The organism is Saccharomonospora marina XMU15 (genome assembly GCF_000244955.1).
GTDB lineage: Bacteria > Actinomycetota > Actinomycetes > Mycobacteriales > Pseudonocardiaceae > Saccharomonospora_A > Saccharomonospora_A marina.
The window spans coordinates 3,985,165-4,003,401 of sequence record NZ_CM001439.1; the positions used below are offsets into that span (position 1 = coordinate 3,985,165).

Annotated in this window: 12 protein-coding genes and 1 pseudogene; 4 read left to right on the forward strand and 9 right to left on the reverse strand. The window is 66.7% G+C overall.

All coding sequences use genetic code 11. The features are described 5' to 3' along the window. Positions 1-29: 29 nt before the first annotated feature. The 3 genes from SACMADRAFT_RS18750 to SACMADRAFT_RS18760 all read right to left on the reverse strand — a co-directional run bounded on the left by SACMADRAFT_RS18750 (position 30) and on the right by SACMADRAFT_RS18760 (position 2,304). On the reverse strand, positions 30-239 hold the full coding sequence (locus SACMADRAFT_RS18750; RefSeq protein WP_009155412.1) for a hypothetical protein: 210 nt from the start codon (positions 237-239) through the stop codon (positions 30-32). Positions 240-499: 260 nt separating this feature from the next. Continuing rightward, a complete protein-coding gene (locus tag SACMADRAFT_RS28610; RefSeq protein ID WP_009155413.1) occupies positions 500-961 on the reverse strand; it encodes a hypothetical protein in 462 nt (153 codons plus the stop codon). Further along, positions 958-2,304 (reverse strand): polymorphic toxin-type HINT domain-containing protein, encoded by a 1,347-nt coding sequence (locus SACMADRAFT_RS18760; protein ID WP_009155414.1) that lies wholly within the window; start codon positions 2,302-2,304, stop codon positions 958-960. The genes SACMADRAFT_RS28610 and SACMADRAFT_RS18760 overlap by 4 nt, the downstream gene beginning before the upstream one ends. 57 nt (positions 2,305-2,361) lie before the next feature. Between SACMADRAFT_RS18760 and SACMADRAFT_RS18765 the strand changes: the two genes are divergently transcribed. Both SACMADRAFT_RS18765 and SACMADRAFT_RS30500 read left to right on the forward strand, forming a co-directional pair. Beyond that, positions 2,362-2,796, forward strand: coding sequence for a hypothetical protein (locus tag SACMADRAFT_RS18765; RefSeq protein ID WP_157617272.1), 435 nt, complete (start codon positions 2,362-2,364; stop codon positions 2,794-2,796). Between the two features lie 323 nt (positions 2,797-3,119). Continuing rightward, positions 3,120-3,293 (forward strand): annotated as a pseudogene (locus SACMADRAFT_RS30500) (IS256 family transposase); the annotation flags it as partial. A 74-nt stretch (positions 3,294-3,367) separates the two neighbouring features. Here SACMADRAFT_RS30500 and SACMADRAFT_RS18775 read toward each other — a convergent pair. Together SACMADRAFT_RS18775 and SACMADRAFT_RS18780 are read right to left on the reverse strand one after the other, a co-directional pair. Then, positions 3,368-3,838 carry a hypothetical protein gene (locus SACMADRAFT_RS18775; RefSeq protein WP_040925773.1) on the reverse strand — a complete coding sequence of 157 codons (471 nt, stop codon included), beginning with the start codon at positions 3,836-3,838 and terminating at the stop codon, positions 3,368-3,370. Then, positions 3,829-11,829, reverse strand: a complete 8,001-nt coding sequence (locus tag SACMADRAFT_RS18780; RefSeq protein WP_157617273.1) for a DNRLRE domain-containing protein — start codon at positions 11,827-11,829, stop codon at positions 3,829-3,831. The genes SACMADRAFT_RS18775 and SACMADRAFT_RS18780 overlap by 10 nt, the downstream gene beginning before the upstream one ends. Positions 11,830-12,427: 598 nt before the next feature. Here SACMADRAFT_RS18780 and SACMADRAFT_RS18785 point away from each other — a divergent pair. Both SACMADRAFT_RS18785 and SACMADRAFT_RS18790 read left to right on the forward strand, forming a co-directional pair. Beyond that, a complete protein-coding gene (locus tag SACMADRAFT_RS18785; RefSeq protein ID WP_009155418.1) occupies positions 12,428-13,219 on the forward strand; it encodes an SDR family oxidoreductase in 792 nt (263 codons plus the stop codon). Further along, the gene (locus SACMADRAFT_RS18790) at positions 13,216-14,286 is read left to right on the forward strand and encodes an NAD(P)H-dependent amine dehydrogenase family protein (RefSeq protein ID WP_009155419.1); all 1,071 of its coding nucleotides are present in this window, start codon (positions 13,216-13,218) and stop codon (positions 14,284-14,286) included. The genes SACMADRAFT_RS18785 and SACMADRAFT_RS18790 overlap by 4 nt, the downstream gene beginning before the upstream one ends. Here the strand turns inward: SACMADRAFT_RS18790 and lgt are convergent. The 4 genes from lgt to trpC are packed head-to-tail and all read right to left on the reverse strand — an operon-like array spanning position 14,230 to position 18,115. Next, positions 14,230-15,249 (reverse strand): prolipoprotein diacylglyceryl transferase, encoded by a 1,020-nt coding sequence (gene lgt, locus SACMADRAFT_RS18795; RefSeq protein WP_050998179.1) that lies wholly within the window; start codon positions 15,247-15,249, stop codon positions 14,230-14,232. The two genes, SACMADRAFT_RS18790 and lgt, sit on opposite strands and share 57 nt — an antisense overlap. 54 nt (positions 15,250-15,303) lie before the next feature. After that, complete coding sequence (gene trpA / locus SACMADRAFT_RS18800; RefSeq protein WP_009155421.1) at positions 15,304-16,095, reverse strand: tryptophan synthase subunit alpha; 792 nt, start codon at positions 16,093-16,095, stop codon at positions 15,304-15,306. Further along, positions 16,092-17,327, reverse strand: a complete 1,236-nt coding sequence (trpB, locus tag SACMADRAFT_RS18805) for a tryptophan synthase subunit beta (RefSeq protein WP_009155422.1) — start codon at positions 17,325-17,327, stop codon at positions 16,092-16,094. The genes trpA and trpB overlap by 4 nt, the downstream gene beginning before the upstream one ends. Further along, complete coding sequence (gene trpC / locus SACMADRAFT_RS18810; RefSeq protein WP_009155423.1) at positions 17,306-18,115, reverse strand: indole-3-glycerol phosphate synthase TrpC; 810 nt, start codon at positions 18,113-18,115, stop codon at positions 17,306-17,308. The genes trpB and trpC overlap by 22 nt, the downstream gene beginning before the upstream one ends. Between the last annotated feature and the right edge of the window lie 122 nt (positions 18,116-18,237).

The window sequence follows — 18,237 nt, forward strand, 5'->3', positions numbered from 1 at the left end:
CTGGGAGGATGCGAGCTCTGCCGCCAGTCTCAAGACTGGACGAGATCGGCGACATGATCGACGGCGAAATCACCACCGGTGAAGCGCCCGATCTGCTGCAGATCCTCGGGAACCATGAACCGGGTCGTCTCCGCCTTCGTCGGCTTGATCGGGAGTGTCAGTGTTCGCGATCTTTGTGAGTGATCGGTCACCTTGTTAACGGCGTGAAGTTCGACGGCTTCGTGGTTGACCGATATCACCGAGCATCCCACCGGTGAGGGTGAACCGTCGCGGGTATGTATGGGAGATCGGTTGCTCGCCCTGACGGGCCAGCTCAACGGCACGACGACGGAACTCAGGCGGGTGAGGAGCAGGCACAGCGACATCCTTCCTGGTGACCAACGGTCACCTCAGATCGGGTATCCGTGCTACGGGGCCAAGCTCAGTTGCAGTACTAGCCATCCAGGTTGGCAAAGGCTCACTGACATCACGATCGTCGACCGGCAGCTGGCCGTTCGCTTCATCGGCGCCACCCTTCCAGCGTCGTTCGCTCGGTGACGCCGTATGAGGTGCCCGGGCAGATCCTCTGAAGCTCGTCGAAGAAGAAGATCCCAGCTCGAGCAACCTCTTCGAAGAGATCATCCTCGGGCACCGCGGAGGATCGTTCGATCGACTCGCCATCAAACACTCGGATGAGAACTGTTCCCGCCCCAGCCGACTCCGCTGAGAATGCGATCGGCTGATCTGGGAAACCACACTTGCCCGAGCCGGTGCGCCTGTAGTCGTCAAGGGCATGAACGATGAGCGGCCAGAGCCAGTTGACGTCGTCCCAGAGGTCCGCGCCGAGCAGTTCCGTCCCGTCGATCACCAGACTGATGGCTCCGGCGACGTGCTCAGGGTCGCCGTCATACCGTTCGAGGTTGTCAACGGATACGAACCCGGTTTCGAGGCGCACCAAAGTTGCGATCTTGACTCTGGTCATGGAAGCACTCCTGGGTAGAACTGCCTAATCCGTCCACCGGATACGCCGAGCACGTAATCGATTCCGTCGACCGTGCCCTGGACCTGGCGCGTTCCGGCGCCGATGTTGATCAGTTGGTCCCGGTTCTGTCTGGCGACGGCGCCGATGGCGTTCTCCACATCCGCGATGCTCATCGAGTCGTCGAAAAACGTCTGCCGGGCCTTGGTGGTGCCGTCCCAGTAGCTGGGATGATGCCGTTGAAGGATGTGCGACAGGCCCGACTTGTCTAGCTGGAACTGGACGTTCCCGAAATGGTACCGTCGGCTCGACCAATCTCGAAGGGCGGTCAAGCAGTCGTTGTGGATGAGGATGTCGTTCTGGCCGATGTGGTAGGTGTGGATGCCCTCGATGCTGAGGTTGTAGGCTAGTCCGTCGCGTGCCGTCCCGAGCCGGAGTCCGGACACCGTGATGACCTGGCCTTCTGCTCCCAGGACCTGCTCGCCCGGGCTGAGTTGGTCGGCGCGTTCGAATCGCTGGTCGGTGGCGGACCAGAACGGGTGGTCTTCGGTGGTGGTGATGACGTCTCCCGCAACGACGAGGTCGATGACGGTGTCGTTGTGGACGAAGACGTGTGTGACGCGTTTGGCGACTTGTTCGCCGGTTTCGGGGTCGGTGGCGATGACCCAGTCGCCGACCTTGACGTCCTCGATGGGTTTGCGGCTGCCATCGGCCATGAGAACGGTGGTCTCACCAGTGAACGAACACCGCTTTGCACGGCTGTTCGGGATGTCGACTCGCCCGAGTTTGGTGACCAACCCGCCGATCGTGCCGAAGACTTCCCCGATGCCGCGGCCGATGGCTTCACCTTCGCGTCCGGCTTGCCAATGTTCGGCGATAGGGTCGACGATGCTGTTCCACATCGCTGCCGAGGTACCCAGCGGGTCGCTGGTCACCTGCTCTACAACCCCACCGAGCGCCGCCATATTGTGCCCGCACTCCGCAGAGGAGAAGCTTCTGCACTCCCAAATGTTGTAACCAGTGGCCCAAAGATCGTTCCAGGCTTCAGTAGAAACCTCGTCAAAGCCCCGAGCGGCACCGACAGCCTTGTCAACGGTCCATCCTGCCGCATCACCGACGGCTTCTGTCGCAGAACTCGCGGCATCACCAATGGCCTCGGCAGTGTCTTCGATCCAGTCCCACCAATGCCCGTCGATCTCGATGCGGCTGATGGGGTTGCCGCCCGCGAAGGCGTAGCGGTTGCCGGTGTAGGGGTCGGTGGTGAGGTTGAGGTCGGCCAGTGCGCTGGTGTAGGTGTCGCGGGTGAGGAAGCGGTTCAGGCCGGGGTTGTAGTCCCGAAACCCCATGTCAGGTTGATCGCACCGGGGAGGTGCTTCGCGAGCACAAGAATACGATGGGTCCCGATGGCCAACTCGGGACCGAGTGGGTGCGTGGTGGACCGTAAGCTCTCCGAGGCGCTGCGGCGCGCGCTGGAAGGTGACGCGAACGCCCTCGTCGACATCTCGACAGCTGATCACCTCTCGGTACGAGAAGCCGCGAGATCGATCGGAGCACCGTTGATTGTCACGCGAGTCGCCGCAGTCAGCATCCTGCGGGGTCTGATCGACGGCCGATTCTCACCCGCGGCTGCCCAGGCTTGGGCGTCATTCGTGCGGCGCGGTTTCGTTGAAGGCACCGGGGGCGGTCCGATCCGGCCAATTGATATCGAGTTCGAGGACGCCTGGGAGGATGCGATCTCTGCCGCTGTCTCAAGGCTGGACGAGATTGGCGACATGATCGACGGTGAAGTCACCACCGGTGAAGCGCTCGACCTGCTGCAGCTCCTCGGGGAACCATGAACCGAGTCGTCTCCACCATCGTCGACTTTGATCGGGAATGTCCGCGATCTTCGTGCGTGGTGGGTCACCTTGCTAACGGCGTGAAGTTCGACCGCTTCGCGAACGAGATACTCGAGGAGGCGAAGGTCCTGGCTAACGCGATGGGTCTACGACGGGTTCGACCGCACTACCACCCATCACAAGCGCACCGATGCGGGCGGCATCGAGACGAGCACCTACACCTACGATCCCCTCGACCGGACGGTGTCGAAGACCAGCGGGACTGAGACGACCGACTACGCCTACCGGGCACCGGCTCCAACGACCAGCCCGGCTCGTCGTCGTTGATCGATGGGATCGTGCGTGAGGGTGCTCGGCGGATGCTGGACGAGGCGTTGCGGGCAGAGGTGGACGTCTATGTCGCGCAGTTCGCTGGCGAGCGCGACGAGGGCGGTCACCGGCTGGTGGTGCGCAACGGCCACCACGAGCCGCGCGAGGTGTTGGCCAGTCCCACGGCCACCGCCCCGTGCAGCGGGCTGTATCAACCCGAGCCACGCAGTCAGGAAGGCCATGACTCCCGCAAAGAATCTGATCACGGGACCTCCGGGCACCAATCGCGCCACGAGGCATGCGTTGCCATCGCTGGCGACACGGAGAGTACGTAGTCACACGCGACTCGAGCGAGGGCCCGCGCCGCGCCCAGAAGATCGCTGCGAAGCACAGTCACGCGGGTTGCCGCGAGCGAACTCGCAACTGCCAAGTGGTCGCCGTCACGAGCGATAGAGAGAACCCCTCCATCTTCCAACGTGACCGTCCCCGACTCGCCATGCCCGAGCTCTGAAACGGTCCTGAGCAACTGACTCGCGAATCCGAGCGCGGGCAATGGCCTCCGGTCCGAGTAGACACCAGGGAATGCCAAGAGTTCCTGTCCGTCAATGTTGAGCCGAACGAGCACGACAAAGTACGTGTGCTCGATTGCCGCGGCCGGAGCTGACTCGGCGCCGGCATCGGCGTCGGCGTCGTAGTCGGGGGCCGGGAGCAGGGAGAGTTCGATCATGGCCATGGAATCGGATAGGAGGTGATGACGGATCCGGTCTCATCGGTGACCACCCGGATTCCGCTAGTCGAGTTTCCTGCGAGGTCGGTACCGATGGTGCGACCGACACTGGTATCGAGCACGCGGGATGCTCCCTCCACTCGCCACGTGCCCCCTCGCGCGACGGCGTCGTTGATCGCTCCTCGGATCTCAATATACCCCATGCCACGAGAGAATTTCGAAGCTGGTTTCGTTGTGAGCGAGTTGAACGAATGTCGGCGGAGGATGTGCTCCAAGCCATACTTCGAGTTGCCCAACGGAACCTGCACGCTCGCAGGTAGTGCACGTGCCCCGGCGTTTGCGGTGTTCGCCGTGTTGTTTACGGCTTTGCCGAGGTGTTTGCCGAGTGTGGTGAGGTTTCCGAGGATGGGGATCATGGCGGCGCAGGACGCAGCGGCGTTGAGGTTGTCGCCTTCGGCTCCGTACCAGGCACAGTTGGCGCCGTCGAAGAGCTCACCGAATCCGGGGACTTGGCCAGCCACGTCCAACGCGCCGTGACCCAGTTCAGCGACGCTCAGTTCGATGTCGTGGTCGACTGCGCAAGCGCCGTACTTGCGCATGCACCCTTCGTACGACGAAGGCGCAGTACCCGCCGCTGCGGTGCGTGTCGAGGAACCACTCGGCTCGCCGCTGTCGCCGTAGAAGTTGCTCCAGCTGGCGCGGTCCGTCATGCCGCAGTCGATGCCGTCGGGTCCGGTGCAACTGATATGCCCATCGATCTCGATGCGGGTGATGGGGTTGCCGCCCGCGAAGGCGTAGCGGTTGCCGGTGTAGGGGTCGGTGGCCAGGTTGAGGTCGGCCAGGGCGCTGGTGTAGGTGTCGCGGGTGAGGAAGCGGTTCAGGCCGGGGTTGTAGTCCCGAAACCCCATGTCGTAGCTACCGGAGTGGGGGTCCCAGCGTTTGCCGTTGAACCGGTAGACGTTGTAGGGCTCCCGGCCCGGGTTCTGCGCATCCGGCTTATCGATCCCGGTGAACGCTTCCTCGTCGTCCTTGCCGTAGGCGGTGTAGCCGTAGGTGGCCCGCGTGTCACCGGTCTCGGTGGTCAGCGTTTCGACGTCGGTGTGCGGGTTGAAGCCGTAGAACGAATCCTCGTCGACCTCGGGGCCGGTGCCGTCGGTGTCATGCTTCAGCTGCGACAGCCGCCCGCCCCAGGCGTCGTAGGCATACGACCGCTGAACCTGCCCAGAAATTTCTTCGGTGATAACCTTGTCCGACAGACCCAGATAGGCGAAGTCGGTCGTGTCCCCACCGCTGGTCTTCGAGGTGGTGCGGTCCAGCGGATCGTAGGTGTAGGTGCTCGTCTCGATGCCGCCCGCATCGGTGCGCTTGTGATGCGTGGCGACCCGGTCGAACCCGTCGTAGACCCACGCCTCCAACATCTCCCCCACGGACTTGACACCGAACAGGCGCCCGTAGGGGTCGTAGTTGTAGGAGGCCGTCGCCCCGCCCGTGGTGACCGAGGTCAGCCGGTTACGGTCATAGGTGTAACTCGCCGTCGTACCGTCCACGGTTTGCTCGATGATGTTGCCACCCGCATCGTGAACGTAGTCCTCGTCCTCCAACACCGCACCCGTGGCCGCGTCCTTCTTCGTCACATGCGCGATACGGTCCTGCGGGTCATAGGTGTACTCCCGCACCCGATCCAAATACGCGCTCGGATCATCCGCGTTCTGCACCTTGGAGGCATCGCGGGTGCGGTGCCCATTCGCGTTGTAGACCAGATCATGCCGGGCCACCAGGGTGGCGTCGGTCTTCTTCTCCACCTGCGAAGCCAGCGCCCCATCGCGATAATAGGTATAGTCCACCGCGTTGCCGTTGGCCTTGGTCTCCCGCAACACCTGCCCACGCGCCGTATAGGTATAGCCGGTGACCTTGGGAGACTGTCCGGTTTCGGTATTGGTCACCTTCGAAACCAGATCACGCGAGTTGTACTCGAACGCCGCAGTCTGGGAGTCATGATCCCGGGACAGCGGGTTGCCGTTGGCGTTGTAGGTGTAGCTGGTGGTGTTCCGCAGTGCGCCGGCGAGTTTTTCCTCGACCTTGGCCAGCTGGTTGAGGCCGTTGTAGGTCATGGCGTAGGCGTCGGCCTTCGCGCCGGAACTGTCGTCGGACAGGCTGGAGAGGTTGCCGTTGGCGTCGTAGCTGTAGCCGAAGGTCTTGGCCTCGGTGTCGGTGTCACCGGAGTTGTCGCGGACAAGCTTGACCGCGTCGGCTGCCACCAACCCGTCAGCGTTGTCCGAGAGGGTGACGCTTTGCCCGGCGCCACCGTTGAACTGCCAACTGCCGAGGCTGACCCACTGCCCGGCCTGCTGGGTCTGGTTGACCGTGACCGGATACTGCCCACCATCACCAGGTGAGACGGTGTACCTCGCGTTCGTGGCCTTCGCGGTGTCGGGGTACTTGACGAACACCTCATAGCTACCCGCATCGGGCAGCACGAGGTTCCACCGGAACGTAGCGCCTCCGGTGCCGGCGGGCGCGGTGCGGTAGTTGTGGCCGTGGAAGCCGCCACCCGCGGTCGAGACGTCCCAGACACCGGTGGTGGTGACGTCTTGGGTGTCGGAATTATCGGCCAGCGCAACCCGCAACCCGACCGGCACACCATCATCGGAGCGCGACTCAAGCTTGCCGTCGGGAAAATAACCCCAGGTCATCGTGCGCGAGGACGACCCGCCCGCCGAGGTCAGGGTGCGAGTGGTCTGCTGGCCGAGCGGGTTGTAGTCGTAGCTGGTAGCGATGCCCCACGGGTCGGTCGAGGAACGGATCCACCCGTTGTCGTAGTGCTCGTAGGTCGTGGTGTTGCGCAGCGACTGGCCCGCCGACGGCGGCGCGGAGACCTCGGTCAGGTTGCCCACCGCGTCATAGGCGTAGCGGATCACGTCCGCGGTGTTGTAACGCGCGTCGTCGGGATCGTAGGCGGAGTGCTTCTCGATGGGGCGGTTGAGCTTGTCGTAGACGGTGCGGGTGGCGAAATCGTCCGGGTCCGCGGGGGTGTCCACCCCGCGTGGGGTGATGACGCGGGTCTGGTTGCCCACCTGGTCATACTCGAACCGGGTGGTGCGGGCGATGACGCCGCCGCTGCCGTCGCCCTTGTGCGGCACCCGTACTTCGGTGACCTTCGCCCGCTGGTCGTAGACGTAGGTGGTGGTGTTGTTCTCCGCGTCCGTCGTGGTCACGACGTTGCCGTCGAGGTCGTAGGACTGCTTCGTCACGTTCCCCCCGGCATCGGTGACCGAAACCTGCCGGTGGTTGGCGTCGTAGCCGTACTTGGTGGTGTAGTCGGCTGTGTCCGGAGTGGCGTTCTTGCGGGGGTCGACGACGGTCACCAGGTTGCCGACGTTGTCGTAGTCATAGGTGATGACGTCGCCTGCGGCGTTGGTGGCCCTGGTGAGCTGGTTGATCGCGTCGTAGGCGTAGCGGGTGACGTAGTCGTCCTGGTCGGTCGGGGTGAGCGTGCCCAGCGGCTGAGTCTCCGAGACCAGGTTGCCGACCTTGTCGTAGGCGAACGTGGACTTGCGCTCCGGCCCGGTCGGCGTGTCCTTGGGTTCGGTGACCGTGGTGAGCTGGTCGGCGGCGTCGTAGGTGGCGGTGGTGACCGCACCGTTGGGGGCGGTCGACCGCGTGACATTGTCGTTCGCGTCATACACCGGCGCCGGGGTGGTGATCACCTCACCCGCCGCTGCGTCTTTGGGAGTAGTGGTCTCCAGCGGTCGGCCGAAGACGTCGTAGGTCATGGTGGTGGTGGCGCCCGCGGCGTTGGTGGCTTCGGTGACCTGGCCGCGCTCGTCGTAGACCACAGTGGACGTTTCGTCGAGTGCGTTGGTGGTGCTTCGGGGGTAGCCGGCGGGGTGGTAGTCGCCGTAGGTGGTGGTGTTGCCGTTCGCGTCGGTGGCGGTGAGCAGCTGGCCATACTGGTCGTAGCCGTAGCTGGTCTGGTAGTCATCGCCCACGCCGGTAGTGGCCACGCCTTTGGGGTCGGTGACCGTGGTGAGGTTGCCGTTGCCGTCGTAGCCGAACTCCCAGCGGTGCCCTTCCGGGGTGACCTTCGCGGTCAACTCGGCCGTGTGGCCAGCCAGACCGGTCTGATACTCCAGCGTGGTCGCAGGTGTGTTGTTGGCGACGGCTTCGGCATCACGGATCGAGGTGGGGTAACCGGTCTTGGGGTCGTAGGTCCACGTCGAGACGGCACCGTTCGCTTCGGTGAGCGAGACGACGTTGTTGTCGGCGTCCCAGCCCAGCTGGGTGGTTTCGTTCCTGGCGTTGGTGGTGCGGATCGGCCTGCCGTAGCCGTCCATGCGGTAGCTGGTGGCGTGCCCTTCGGCGTCGGTGACAGTGGATTCCATCTCCGAGCCGGTGGAACCGTCCGGGTCGGTGTAGGCGAAGTCAGTGGCGTCACCGAGCCGGTCGGTCAGGGTTTGTGCCTTCCACTTGTCCAACGGATCGACCGGCGCCTCGTAGTAGGCCAGGTCCGTGGTGTTGCCGCGCGGGTCGGTGACGGCCACGAGTTTGACGTTCTTGTTGCCCTGGGTGGCGTCGTAGCCGAAACCGAATGTCTTGGCCTTCGCGGTGCCCGCGCCGTCCACGATCTCGGTGAGCAGGCCTTTGTCGTCGTAGCCGAAGGTGAGTGTGCGGCCGGAAATGTCGGTGATGGACTGCACCATGTCCAGCAGGTGCGGGTTGTTGGTCTCGCCCTTCTCCCAGTAGTCCAGCCGCAGAGTCTTGCGCCCGGTGGGGTCGGTGACGTAGGCGAGGAACTTGCGCGGCTGGTTGTGGGACTTGCGCTCGGTGTAGGTGAAGGTCTGGGTGTTGCCGTTGCGGTCCACCACCGCGGACAGCCAGCCCTGCTCGTCGAAGAAGAACTGGGTGCGATCCGGGCGGGTCAGCGACCAGCGGCGGGCGGCATCGTTGCCTTCGTGGCGCCGCACGTACAGGTGCACCCCCGCGGGCGGATCGTAGGTCCACACCGCGGGATCGGTGGAGCCGTGCTTGTCGAGGGTGAACACATGCGAGGTGCCGTCCCCGTCGGGCACGGTGATCCGGGTGGGGTAGTCCTGCCCCCGGGGATGCAACTCCAGCGAGGTGCCCAAGCGCGCCAGCCCGGAGGCGGCCAGCGACCACCCGTAGCCCATGGAGGTGGCCGAGGTGTCCATGCTGTTGTAGGTCAGCCGCACGAACGTCGACAGCCCGCGACCGGGGTTGGACAGCGCGTCGTAGGAGAACACGGTGTTGCCCGCGTACTGGTTGACCAGCACGTTCGACCCGGCGCCGGTAGCCGTGCCCGCGTAGGAGTAGAACTTCTCCAGACCCAACTGGTCACTGGTGGGGTCCTCCACCGTGACGTTCTGCTCCAGGGGCGGGATGCCCGCCGTGTCCGACAGCCACGTGCCGCCCGCGGTGTCACGCAGATCCCAGGCCAGCACGAACTGTTCGCGCTTGTTGCCCGCATCGCTCTGAATGGGGGTTTTCACCTTCGCCTGCACGGTGACGGTGCCCTGCGGCGGCACATCCGCGGGCAACGCGGTCTCCAGCCGGTTCCCGCCGGTGGTGGCATCGGTGCCGTCGGGCAGGCTCCACCGGTAGGACAGCGCGCGATCCGTCGCCGACCAGGTCGTGCTCGTGGTGTTGGTCAGCGTCACCGGGATCGTGTACTCATCGCCGGGGATCATCCGCATCGAAGGGGTGTCCGGGGCGTGGTAAGTGCCGGGCGCGGTTGGCTCGGTGTAGGTGACCACCAGGTTGGGCCGCAGCTGCGGCTCGGCGGCCTCGTCGGAGAGGAACAGGGTGCGTTGGGTGTCGATCGTGTCGTTCAGCCGCGCGATCAGACCGTGGTTGCTGGCCGGGTCGGACACCCACCCCTGCACCGCGTCCGAGACATCCCACCAGTTCCAGCGAGGATCGTTGCTGATCGTGTCGATCTGGTCGGACAAGGCGCCGTAATCGCCTCCGCCGCTGGACCATGCCGTGCCCGCCGAGGCCTGGTTCCAACTCGCCTCGTCTTCCACGAACGACCGCGTCAGCGGGTGCACGTTGACGCGCGCCCCCGAGCCGTAGGAATAGAACCCCCACAGCCCGAACTCGGCGGACTCCACCTGCGCGTTCGCCGGGATACCGGACAGGTCCGGGAAGCGGATCACCGAGCGGGTGGTGCCGTAGGTGGAGCTGTTGATCCCCACCGACAGCCACGGCTGCCCACCCAGACTGTTGAGGTTGGTGTTCGGCTGCGCCGACGACAGCGTGGTCGCGTCCGCTCCGCCGTGGAAGATCCGGGTGGTGCGCCCGGCCTTCGGTAGCCTGGCCACCTGCGTCGGCCCGGGAATCAGCTGGCCGTCCCGTGTCTTGGCCGCCACCATGTAGTAATACGCGTTGCCGAACGGATCCGGCGAGTCCGCCGGTGTCGGCTCAGCCGTGGTGTCGGTGAACGAGGTGACACCCGGTGCCAGCGGTGCGATCAGCGTCGACGCCGACGGCGTGAACGTCTGGTACACGCTGCGGTGCACCTGATACTCCACCACATCATCGGCCGGGTCCTCCGGATCGGCATCGGCATACGGCTGCCACCCCAGCTCCGCACCGGTGGCATGGATCGTGGTCGGATACGCCAAGTCCACGCTCGGGCGCCCGTAGGTCAGCACCAGCTTCGGACGGTTGGCCACCTCGCCGTTGTAGGCGTACTCGGCCGCCTGATAGATCGCCCCGCCGCGGCCCAGCGTCTCGTCCACCGGCTTGAGCATGACGCCGTGATTCGCCGCCGAACCCGACACCCACGACTGCACGATGTTGCGCACATCGAACTCGTGCCACACATTCGCCGTGTTCGCCTGCTTGACCTGAGTGGACAGACCCGCCTCGGCGAACGCACTATGAACACTGTTCCAGGTAGCGGTGTCCTCACTCCAAGCCTGCGTGACGCGCCGCGCCTCGATCTCCACATCGTTGGCGCCGGTGTGCAACTCGTTGTCGTAATACACCCGCAGCCGCGCCGAATCCAACGCCGTGCCCGCAGCCACCATCGAGGTGTCGAACTTGACCAGACTCCGCGCCACGCCCCACGGATCCGTACCCACCGACAACCGGTAACTCGACCCGTCGTTGCGGTCCGGAGTGTCCGACCAGATCTGCACATCCTCACCCGTGGTCGGGGTGGGCTCCACCTTGATCGTCGGATCGATCACCACCGGATACCGTCGCTGCGGCGCCCGCAACCACTGCCCATCCGCGGACAACGTGACCGTGAACTCGGAGCCCCGCTGCTCCACCGTCTGCTTCACCCGGCGACTGAAAGCCCTGCCGTACGGCGACTTGTCCTTGCTGACCTGGTCGTACATGAACGGCGCAGGCATCACCAATACCGGCGGACCATCCCCCGCCCCGCCCACGGGGAAGAAGCCGATGGCCCCATCCGGCAATTCCCGAGCCGTCACCCCACCCAGCCGCAACGAGAACCGGAACACCGCCTCCGAAGGCGGCTCAGCCAGCACGATCTTTTCCTTCAACCCCTCACCGGTCACCTCATACACCACATCCGCGCCGGGAATCGCGCCCCGATACGTGACCGTGTTCCCCTTTACCGCAGGCTCCACCACCCGCCTGTCCCCCGCCAAACCCACGGTGATGCTCTTGCGGCCGTGCTCGAACCGCACCAGATTGTCCGACGAAGCGCCGAACCGCGACCGAAATGTGTTGGTGTCATTGAAAAAGCGGTAGCCCTGTGGCCCGCCCTTACGCACCGTCGTGTCGATCCCTCGCCATTTCCCCTGCGCATCACGGAAATGCCGCGGCACCGGCGACACCTCGACCTGCGTGCGCCCGTCCGACAGCGCGAAAACCTTCGCGGTCGCCGAGCGCCTGTCAACCAGCTCCCGCACCCGGCGCGGTGGCTCCGCTCGCCTCGGCGGCGCCACCGCCCCGGCCGCGAGCCGCGGCCCCGCCACCGCCTCCTGCGGTGACAGCCAATCCACCACCGACTCCCACAGCCGGCCCAAACCAAGAGAAACGCCACCACCAGCAGCGGTCACCGGCGGCCCTACCGGCAGACCCACCAAGACCAGCACCGCTGAAACGAAGACGATCACGGCGCGCGACAACACATTCCGCCGACGACGCATGGCAGCAATCCCCTCAGCCCAGGAACCACCGGCATCGACATCGCCGGAGCACACTCACCCCATCACGCACAGCGACCCACCGAAATAGACCGACAAGACCCAAAACCGGCGAACCCGATAGGCCGCACAGACCTTGCGAAACGGGAGAACACCGCGCAAAATGCCGCCACACCAACAGCTCAGACACCACAAAGCAGACAGTCACGAAGCCCCACTCACGACACAACCGGCCGAGTGAATCAACGACCACCACACATCCACCAAGACACCCACAGTAGAGCCGCCCAACGCCGCCGCTCGACCATTGAGTTCCTCCGCAAAGGCGGGGCTGCGAGCCACCGAGGAAGTGCTCGTTCGAGCTGTGGCGATGCGGCGCCGCCGGTGCTTCGTGGCTCTGGCGCGGGCCTGAACGAGCCCTCGACAGCTGACTAGAACGTGTTACAGTTCGCGCATGATCCTCGACCGTTTCCGGCTGACCGGCAAGGTCGCCGTGGTGACCGGAGCGGGGCGCGGCATCGGCGCCGCCACCGCGCTCGCACTCGCGCAGGCAGGTGCCGACGTGGTGATCTCCTCGCGCACCACCGAGCAACTCGAAGCCGTCGCCGCGAAGGTGGCCGACACCGGACGCAAGGCGCACGCGGTGCCCGCCGATCTCGCCGACCCGGCCAACGCCGCCGCACTCGCCGACGCCGCCGTCGAGACGTTCGGGCGGCTGGACATCGTCGTCAACAACGTCGGCGGCACGTTCCCCAGCCCGCTGCTGGACACCACACCGGACTTCCTCGAGGAAGCATTCCGGTTCAACGTGTCCACCGCACACGCCCTCACCCGCGCGGCCGTGCCCGCGCTGCTGGCGGCGGGCGGGGGTTCGGTGGTCAACATCTCGTCGGTGATGGGCCGCGTCGCCGGTCGGGGATTCCTCGCCTACGGCACAGCCAAGGCCGCACTGGCCCACTACACCAGGCTCGCGGCCGCCGACCTCGCCCCGAAGGTGCGGGTGAACTCCGTCGCCGTCGGCTCCGTGGCCACCTCCGCGCTCGAGGTGGTGGTCAACAACCCCGAACTGCGGGAGCGGATGGAGTCCGCGACCCCGCTGCGGCGCATCGGCGAACCGGAGGACATCGCCGCCGCCATCGTCTACCTCACCTCCCCCGCGGGCGGCTACGTCACCGGCAAGGTGCTCGAAGTGGACGGTGGACAGCAGGTGCCCAACCTCGAACTCGGCCTGCCGGACCTGACATGACCTACCGAGTCGTGCAATGGAGCACCGGCAACGTCGGCCGCAACGCCATCGCCGGGATCGCCGCGCGCCCCGACCTCGAACTGGCAGGAGTGTGGGTCAGCGACCCGCACAAGGTCGGCGTGGACGCGGGAGAGCTCGCCGGACTCGGCCGCGAACTCGGGGTGCGCGCGGGCGGCGACGCCGACGAGTTGCTCGCGCTGCGGCCCGACTGCGTCGTCTACACGGCCATGGCCGACGACCGCATCACCGAGGCGATCGACGACCTGTGCCGCATCCTGCGAGCGGGCGTCAACGTCGTTTCCAGCAGCCCCGTCTTCCTGCAGTACCCGCACCAGGTGGTGCCCGAGGAGATGATCGAGCCGATCCGGCAGGCGGCACGCGAAGGCGAAGCGTCGCTGTGGGTCAACGGCGTGGACCCCGGTTTCGCCAACGACTGGTTGCCGCTGGTGCTCACCGGTGTCTGCGAACGCATCGACGAAGTGCGCTGCCTGGAGATTCTCGACTACGCCACCTACGACAACCGCAAGGTCGTCTTCGACATCATGGGCTTCGGCTCGCCACTGGAGCAGGTTCCGATGCTGCTGCAGCCGGGTGTGCTGACCCTCGCCTGGGGCAGCGTGGTACGCCAACTGGCCGCGGGACTCGGGGTGGAACTGGACGCGATCGAGGAAAGCCACGAGCGGCTGGCCGCACCGGAGACGTTCGACATCTCCTGCGGCACCGTCGAGCGCGGCACGGCCGCCGCACTTCGCTTCGAGGTCCGCGGTATGCGTAACGGGCGAAGTGTGTGCGTGCTGGAGCACGTCACGCGGCTGCGTCCCGACCTGGGCCAGGACTGGCCGCAACCCGCGGGCGCGGGCTGCTACCGGGTGGAGGTCACCGGCGAACCCAACTACACCCTGGACCTGCGCCTGCTCGGCAGCGACGGCGACCACAACACCGCAGGGCTGAAGGCCACCGCGATGCGCCTGGTGAACGCGGTCCCCGCGGTCGTGCGGGCACCGGCGGGCCTACTTACCGCGCTCGACCTGCCCCTTGTCACCGGCCGCGGCCTCGTCACCGGCTGAGTCGCCTGCGCCCTCCTGCGAACCTTCGGGTTCCGGCGACTCCTCGGAGCGCTCTTCCTCCGGTTCCCGCTCCCCCGGGGCGTGACCGCGTAGCGTCTCCGGCGCCTCGCGCGGACCACGGGCGCGGGCGAGCACGAAGTAGGCCACCGCACCCACGAACACGAGCACCGAGGTCCAGACGTTGACCCGCAGTCCCAGGATCTCGTTGGCCGGGTCGGTGCGCATGAGCTCGATCCAGAACCGGCCCGCCGTGTAACCGGCGACGTACAGCGCGAACGCGCGGCCGTGGCCGAGCCGGAACCTGCGGTCGGCCCACACCACCAGCAACGCCACACCGAGGTTCCACAGCAGTTCGTACAGGAACGTGGGGTGCACGACCTCGATCGGCACGTTGTTGATCGCGACGCCGTCGAGCGGGTCCTGGATCAGCGGATTCTCCGGGTCCACCCGCCGGTAGATCTCCAGCCCCCACGGCAGGTCGGTGGGCGCGCCGTAGAGTTCCTGGTTGAAGTAGTTGCCCAGCCTGCCGATGGCCTGCGCCGTGACGATTCCGGGTGCGATGGCGTCGGCGACGGCCGGCAGCGGGATGCCCCTGCGCTTGCAGGCCAGCCAGGCGCCGACCCCGCCGAGCGCGATGGCGCCCCAGATGCCGAGACCACCGTCCCAGATGTAGAAGACCCGCAGCGGGTCCTTGCCCTCACCGAAGTACAGCTGGTTGTCGGTGATCACGTGGTAGAGCCGACCACCGACCAGCCCGAACGGCACGGCGTACACCGCGATGTCCACGATCGTGCCCTTGGTGCCGCCGCGCTGCACCCACCGCCGGTCACCCCACCAGATGGCGACGAGGATGCCCGCGATGATGCACAGCGCGTAGGCACGCAGCGGGACGGGCCCGATGAACCAGACCCCGCGATCCGGGCTGGGGATGTTCGCGAGGAAGAAGGCCGACGCGGTGTTCACAGCGCCCACCGTAGCGCGGGCGAGCACCGACGGGTCCGCCAGGTGCTTCCCGGCTCAGGCAGTGACCGCCGGGCGGCGCACACCCTCGGCGAGTTCGGCGGTCAGCGCGCTCACCGCCGAGGTGCCCTCGGCCGCCTTCGCCACCAGTGCAGAGCCGACGATCACCGCGTCGGCGAACCCGGCAACCTCGGCGGCCTGGTCGCCGGAGCGCACTCCCAGCCCGACACCGATCGGCAGGTCGGTGTGCCCGCGCGTGCGGCGCACGAGTTCGGCGGCGCCCGCGCCGACCGAATCCCTTGCCCCGGTGACGCCCATGACCGCGGTCGCGTACACGAAACCGGTGGTGGCCTTCACGGTCAGCGCGATGCGCTCCTCCGACGACGACGGCGCGACCAGGAAGATCCGGTCGAGCCCGTGTCGCTGCGACGCCTCCAGCCACTCGCCGGCCTCGTCGGGGGTGAGGTCCGGGGTGATCAGTCCGAGCCCGCCCGCGGCCGCCAGGTCACGGGCGAAGGCGTCGACGCCGTAGTGGAACACCGGGTTGTAGTAGGTCATCACGACGGCGCGGCCACCGCGCGCGGCGACCGACTCGACCACGTCGAACAGTTGCCGCAACCGGAATCCGCCGCGCAGCGCCTCGTCGGCCGCCGCCTGGATCGTCGGGCCGTCCATCACCGGGTCGGAGTAGGGCACGCCGACCTCGACCAGATCAGTGCCCGCGTCGATGGTGGCCGCGAGCAGTTCCTTGGACCGCGACACGGTCGGGTAGCCCGCGGGCAGGTAGCCGACGAGCGCGGCCCTGCCCTCCTGCCCGGTCCGCTCGAACAGCTCGCCGAGCCTGCTCACACGTCCTCCACGAGCTTGAAGTACCTGGCGGCGGTGTCGACGTCCTTGTCGCCACGGCCGGAAAGGCTGACCAGGATGTGCGCGTCCGCGCCCAGTTCCTTACCCAGCCGCATGGCTCCCGCCAGTGCGTGCGCCGACTCGATGGCGGGGATGATGCCCTCCGTGCGGGACAGCAGCTGGAACGCCTCCATGGCCTCGGCGTCGGTCACGGCCCGGTACTCGGCACGGCCGGTGTCCTTCAGCCACGAGTGCTCGGGGCCGACACCGGGATAGTCCAGTCCCGCCGAGATCGAGTACGCCTCGATGGTCTGCCCGTCGTCGTCCTGCAGCAGGTAGGACATCGCGCCGTGCAGCGTCCCGGGGGTGCCCTCGGTCAGGGTCGCGCCGTGCTCGCCCGACTCGATCCCCTTGCCGCCGGGCTCGAGGCCGACCAGCCGCACGTCGGCGTCGTCGATGAAGCCGTGGAAGATTCCGATGGCGTTGGAGCCTCCCCCGACACACGCGGCGACGGCGTCGGGCAGCCTGCCGGTCAGCCGCAGCATCTGCTCGCGGGCCTCCTCGCCGATGACCTTGTGGAAGTTGCGCACCATCACCGGGAACGGGTGCGCGCCCGCCGCGGTGCCGAGCAGGTAGTGAGTGGTGTCCACGTTGGTCACCCAGTCGCGCAACGCCTCGTTGATGGCGTCCTTCAGCGTGCGCGAGCCCGTGGCGACCGGAATCACCTCGGCGCCGAGCAGCCGCATCCGCGCCACGTTGAGCGCCTGCCGCTTGGTGTCCACCTCTCCCATGTAGACGACGCACTCGAGGTCGAGCAGCGCGCAGGCGGTGGCGGTGGCGACCCCGTGCTGGCCCGCCCCGGTCTCGGCGATGACGCGCTTCTTGCCCATCCGCTTGGTGAGCAACGCCTGACCGAGCACGTTGTTGATCTTGTGTGACCCGGTGTGGTTGAGGTCCTCCCGCTTGAGGAAGATCCGGGCACCACCCGCGTGCCTGGCGAACCGGGGCGCCTCCGTCAGCAGCGAGGGCCTGCCCGCGTAGCCGGTGAGCAACCGGGTGAACTCGGCGGTGAACTCCGGGTCGAGCCTGGCCTTGTCGTACTCCGCCGAGAGCTCGTCGAGCGCGCCCATCAGCGCCTCGGGCAGGAACCGCCCGCCGTAGGGCCCGAAGTGCCCGCGCTCGTCGGGGTCGTGGCCGCCCCTGTGCTTCTCGCTCACCTGCTCGGCCTCGGACATGCCGGGTGCGACCCCGCGGTCACCAGCTTGACCAGCGCGCCCTTGGGGTCGTCGGTCGCCACCAGGCCCTCGCCGACCAGCACGGCGTCCGCACCGTGTCCGGCGTAGGCCATCAGATCGCCAGGTCCACGGACGCCCGACTCGGCGACCTTGTACGTCTCCATGGGCAGTCCGGGAGCGAGCCTGCCGAACACGTCCCTGTCGACCTCGAGGGTGTGCAGGTTGCGCGCGTTGATGCCGATCACCGTGGCCCCCGCCTCCAGCGCCCGGTCGGCCTCCTCGGCGTTGTGCACCTCCACGAGTGCGGTCATGCCGAGCGACTCGACCCGGTCCAGCAACGAGACCAGCGCGTTCTGCTCCAGCGCGGCGACGATCAGCAGCACCATGTCGGCACCGTGCAGCCGGGCCTCGTGTACCTGGTACGGGCTCACGATGAAGTCCTTGCGCAGCAGCGGAACGTCCACCGCTGCCCGCACGGCGTCCAGATCGGCCAGCGAGCCGCCGAAGCGCCTGCGCTCGGTGAGCACGCTGATCACGCGGGCGCCCGCGTCCTCGTAGTCCCTGGCAAGCGACGCCGGGTCCGGAATCGGCGCGAGGTCGCCCTTCGACGGGCTGCGCCGCTTGACCTCCGCGATCACCCCGATACCCGACTCCCGCAGTGCCGCCATCACGTCTCGGGGCGGCTGGGCAGCCGCCGCGCGCCGCTTCAGCTCGTCGAACGGCAGCTGCGCCTCACGCTGGGCCAGGTCGGCGCGGATGTCGGCGATGATGTCCTCGAGCACGCTCACCGGGTAGCTCCGCCGGGAGTCGCGATTGTTGCCTCGTTCGCAAGGTGGCTCACAAAAACCTTCCCCTTCCCGCCGAAATGATGCTAACCCTCGCGGACCGACGTACCGGCTTCGGGTCGGAA